Consider the following 4908-nt stretch of genomic DNA (forward strand, 5'->3'; position numbering starts at 1 on the left):
GTTTTTTATTGGTGAGGGGCCATGGCCCTCCTGAACGCTATTACTTGAGCGTCGTTTCAGCCTCAGCCTCGGGGGCGGTGCGATAGAGCCCCTTCTGGTAGGCCATGCTGCCCCAGAGCGCCAGTCCCAGAGCCTGCTCCTTCATGGCCTCGGATTGGGGAGCCGGGATCAGGGTTTGGGCGGTCGCGTCATAGACGAAGCCTGCGGCGGGCTGCTCGGGCTGCAGTATCACCACATCCTTACCGCGCATCAGTGCGAAGTTTTTGTCGTACTGCATGATGGCGCGCCCTGGCCAATCGGCCGGGGTTTTGGTCAGATCCTGGCCGAGCATCGGATAGCTGGCGCTCACCCCCATGAGGGAGAGCAGGGTCGGCGCCATGTCTATCTGGCTGACGATACGTTCATCCTGTTTGGCGTTCACCCCGGCGCCGACGATGACTCCCGGGATATGGAAGCGGGGAATCGGTACCAGGCTTGCCCCTCCCACCCGACTGTCATGGTCGGCGATGACCAGGAACAGGGTGTCTTGCCAGTAGTCGGATTGCTTGGCGCGCTTGAAGAACTCGCCGATGGCGTAGTCGGCATATTTGGCCGCATTGTTGCGAGTCGCCTTGGGTTGTTCATAGAGCTCGATGCGGTTGTCCGGGAACTCGAAGGGATCATGGTTGCTTGAGCTGAATACCAGACTGAAGAAGGGTTTTCCCTCCTTGTGCAAGGCCGCGAAGGTGTCGTTGGCCTTGGCCATCAAGTCTTCATCCGAGGCGCCCCAGGACCCTTCGAATACCGGGTTCTTGAAATCCTTCTGCTCGACGATCTGACTAAAGCCGTTGCCGAGGAAGAAGCTGCGCATGTTGTCGAAATGGCTCTCGCCGCCATAGATGAAGCTGGTGCTGTAACCCCGTTGCTTGAGCAAATCTGCCAGAGTGAAGAAGTTGGTCTGGCTCTTGCCCAGTTTGACTACGGCTTGAGCTGGGGTAGGGGTGAAGCCGGTCACCACAGCCTCTATGCCGCGCACCGAGCGGGTACCGGTGGCGTAGAGCTGGTGGAAGGCCCACCCCTCTTTGCTCAGGGAGTCGATGTTGGGGGTAAGTGGCAGGCCGCCAAGGGAACCGACAAACTGGGCGCCCAGACTCTCTTGCAGCAGTATGACCAGATTCTTCGGTTTGCCCTGATGGCTGGCCGGGTTGAAGCTCTGGCTCGGCAGGCTGACCGAGTCAAAAGCGGCTGCAGGGCGGGCGCTTTCAGCCCGGATCAGCTCGATGACTCGTTCATCCGGCAGTTTCCCATACATGCTGGCTGCATCTTCCTCGTTACCCAGTTGCTTGATGGCAAAGAACAGTGAGTAGGAGGAGTTTACCGTCAGGGCATTGACCAGGGGGTCGTCGGCAAAGGCGACCATGGCCGGGTTGAGGGCGCGGTGGCCCAGGCTGGAGCGGGCGCCAAGGAAGCCAATAGCCAGGATCAGCAAGGCGAATGCGGGACGCAGATACCAGCGGGGCTGCGACAGGTCTTTGAGCAGATTGCCTGCCAGGCGCCAGCCTCCCCAGAGGGTCAGGGCGCTGATCACCAGCGCCAGGAGCAATTCGCCCTTGCGACCGGTCCACAGCATGGAGAGCACCTCTTTGGGATAGATGAGGTACTCGATATAGAGACGATTGGGGCGCACTCCATATTCAGTAATGAAAGAGGGAGTCGAAATTTCGAGGAAGACCATGAGCCAGAGCCCCAGAGTCAACCAGATACGCATCAACCCGAGCCACGCGCGACCAATCCCATGGGGGCCTGCCAGCAGCATGGTAAACATGGCGGGGACACCCCACAACCAGCAGAGGGTCGCGAAGTCGACCCGGATCCCCTGCAGCAACATCGGGCCCCAGCCAGCGACGGCACTGACGCGATCTTCCTGCCAGAGAGCCAGACCCATTCGAGAGAGGCTTAGCATGGCGAGAGCGAGTAAAGAGAAGCAGGCAAAAGGCCAGAAGGGGCCGAGCCACAGTTTGAGCTGTTTCATTAAGGATTCCTGATATGAGCCTGTATATGCCTGTTTCCCCAGGCATTATTTTATTGTCGTCGGTAAGACACTGCAGAAGGGAAAAGGTTGCAATCGAGGAAGCGAAACGGTGCAGTATTCGCATTCTCACCAACTCCATCCTCTGGGTCAGGCTTGCAGTTACACGTCCCTGCGTGCTCGCCACCATAGGGGAAAATCCCTGGTGTGCCCAGCGTTCATGGTGGGGAATTGCGTGATAGAGGAGAGATAACTGGCTCGCATCCTCGTGATGGAGGGGCGGCTATTGATAGATAGCTGTCTGGGGGACTGCGTGAAAGCGGACACATTCTGGCGCTGGAGGGATAAAAAGGCCCCATAAGAGGCCTTTGTTCAGCAGAGGACTATCGCAGTTTGGCCAGGGAGGCACCGAGGCGGCTCAGCAACAGGCTATCAAGCAGCCAGATGACCAGCATGGAAGCGCCGACCAGCGGGAAGGCGAGGCCAAGCAAGACCAGCAAGAGGAGGGCACCGCGCAGGGAGGGCAAAGGATTTGGCAGGGGCGGCACGCCGAGTCGGCCAGCCGGGCGGCGACGCCACCAGATCCAGAGACCACTGACCGCGCTCAACAGCACCATCAGACAGATGAGCAGCATGGCCAGCTGGTGGGGCCAGCCATACATCTTGCCCATGTGCAGCATGACGCCTGTCTCCACCGCCTTTGCGACCAGGTTGTAGTCCTGCCAGCGTACATCGGCCAGTACCGTGCCGCTGTACTGGTCAATGTGCAGGGTGGCATCGTTGCGGGGATCGTCGGCAAAGATCGAGAGGGTGAAGACACCCCTGGAGCCCGACGGTGGTGTAATGCTATAGCCGGGTTGCACCTGGCGGCCCTCGGCGGTTGCCAGCACCTGTTGCCAGCTGATGCGACCGGGCTCGGCCGGGCCGCCAGCCTGACTCATGGCGCTATGGTCATGGGCGACGGATTCCTGCATGGCGGCGTTCTGTGCCTGGCTGGCATCCTGGTTGTGAGCAACCGATGTCGGTATCGGCTGGGTTTCCACTGCCCAGGGGACAGTCTGTTCATGAGCATGATTCAGGCTGCGGGCCAGCGGCGCTGAGCTCGGCACCTGATTCCACATCTGGGCGGGGAAGCTGTTCCATACCCCGGCGAATTTGTCCCCCCAGAAGCCGGTCCAGGTCATGCCGGTCAATAGCAGCAGCACGAGGAACCCCGCCCCCCAGAAACCGGCGACTGCATGCATATCCCGCCACCAGAGACGGCCTCGCTGGTCGCGCCTAGGCCAGAGCAGGCCCTGCATGCCGGGCCCCTTGCGTGGCCACCACAAATAGAGACCGGTGCCGAGCAGCACCAGACCCCAGCCCGCAACCAGTTCAATCAGTCGATCTCCTATGGTACCCAGCATCAGTTCGGCATGGAGAGCGCGGGCAATGGCTTGCAGGTTGTAGCGATTATCTTGAGTGCCGAGCAGGGCGCCACGAATGGGATCGATGAAGATTGTCAGCTCTTGATCCTGCTGGCGCACCACTAATTGGTCGCTGCGATCAGGCGCCGGGGCTGGTATGTATTTCACTATCTGGCTATCAGGCAAGGCGTCATGCGCCCGGTTGACCAGGAAGTCGGCATCCATACGCTGCTCACCCGGCACGACAATGAGCTGCTCTGGGTACATGAGTCGATCCAGCTGGGGCTGGAACAGATAAATGATCCCGGTCAGGGAGAGCAGGATCAGGAAGGGGGCGACAAACAGACCGGCATAAAAGTGCCAGCGCCAGATCCGTTGGTAATGACTCACATCCTTATTGTTCACATGACACTCCTCGGCATAAAACATAAACCTTATCGCTGGTGGAAGGTTTGGCGCGCGGATGATAACAGCAAGATTTTGCCAGCCGCAACTGTGTAACTTGCCGCCGGGTCAGGTGGTGAGCCAAGGCTTGCCCTCAGGCGTCGCATGGAGGACTGATTGATGGAGGATGCCGGAAAAAGAGTGAAAGGCTGCCAGAGGAACAGAGGGGAAATAGCTGGCGGAGCCGTGGTTTGGTAGCGTCAGGCTAACTTGATGAACCATTTATCCCGTTCGTCGACGCAATCGGGTTCACCCATTTCAAATTCGCGGCAGATAAGGGGGCGCACCTCATAGATGCGGCACATCATGGTGTTACGGTCCAGCGCCGCACACCAGCCATCTTCCAGCCGGTGCATCACGGGCACCTGTCCTTCTATCTCATCCACATAGCGGTCGGGCACGCCGGTGTCGGTAAACAGCATCACTTCGAGGCGACAGCAGCAGGCCTCGCAGTTCTGACAGCTAACTTCGGGTGGATTGGGTGGTGACATGGGTCATCTCATGGGGTCTGGCTTGGTTGGAAGATGACACAGGCGCCTGCAACGGGCGCCTGTGGTTTATGGAGCAGGCGACAACCTGAACCTTAGCCCAGCTTGCGGGCGCGGTAGGTGCGGCCTTTGATTTTGCCTTCTTGCAGCCGCTTGAGGGCGACGCTCGCTACCTGACGTTTGACCGCCACATAGGAATATTGCTCGGAGACCTGGATCTTGCCGACGTCGCTACCGGCTATGCCGCCTTCACCGGTCAGGGCGCCCAGGATGTCACCGGCCCGCACCTTGCTCTTGCGGCCCGCATCGATGGAGAGGGTGACCATCAACGGGGCGATCGGCTTGAGTTCGCGGCCAATGCTGGCCAGATCGCCATGGGGGATAGGGGCCTGCTGGTACTCTTCGATGAAGTTGACACGCTGGGCTTCGTTCGGCTGATAGAGGCTCAGGGCCAGGCCTTGCTGACCGGCGCGACCAGTACGGCCGATGCGGTGTACGTGGATCTCGGGGTCATAGGTCAGCTCAAAGTTGATGACGGCACCCAGCTCCTTGATGTCCAAGC

4 protein-coding genes are annotated in these 4908 nt (G+C 59.7%); all 4 read right to left on the minus strand.

Translation table 11 applies throughout. From position 1 onward, the window contains the following. Positions 1-40: 40 nt before the first annotated feature. Entirely contained in the window at positions 41-2011 is a 1971-nt protein-coding gene (locus tag G113_RS19175) for an LTA synthase family protein (protein ID WP_005909952.1), read from the minus strand. A 380-nt stretch (positions 2012-2391) separates the two neighbouring features. Next, the gene (locus G113_RS19180; RefSeq protein ID WP_040319406.1) at positions 2392-3819 is read right to left on the minus strand and encodes a PepSY-associated TM helix domain-containing protein; all 1428 of its coding nucleotides are present in this window, start codon (positions 3817-3819) and stop codon (positions 2392-2394) included. A 239-nt stretch (positions 3820-4058) separates the two neighbouring features. Next, complete coding sequence (locus G113_RS19185) at positions 4059-4349, minus strand: YkgJ family cysteine cluster protein (RefSeq protein WP_005909956.1); 291 nt, start codon at positions 4347-4349, stop codon at positions 4059-4061. Positions 4350-4441: 92 nt separating this feature from the next. Then, positions 4442-4908, minus strand: a 467-nt coding sequence (locus G113_RS19190; RefSeq protein WP_040319405.1) for a DbpA RNA binding domain-containing protein, incomplete at its 5' end; no start/stop codon positions are given.

The sequence above is a fragment of the Aeromonas molluscorum 848 genome (genome assembly GCF_000388115.1).
Classification (GTDB): domain Bacteria; phylum Pseudomonadota; class Gammaproteobacteria; order Enterobacterales; family Aeromonadaceae; genus Aeromonas; species Aeromonas molluscorum.

Excerpts from the sequence above, each read along its gene's own strand:
- G113_RS19175 (WP_005909952.1), bottom strand. The coding sequence starts at position 2,011 with ATGAAACAGCTCAAACTGTGGCTCGGCCCCTTCTGGCCTTTTGCCTGC.
- G113_RS19185 (WP_005909956.1), bottom strand. The coding sequence starts at position 4,349 with ATGTCACCACCCAATCCACCCGAAGTTAGCTGTCAGAACTGCGAGGCC.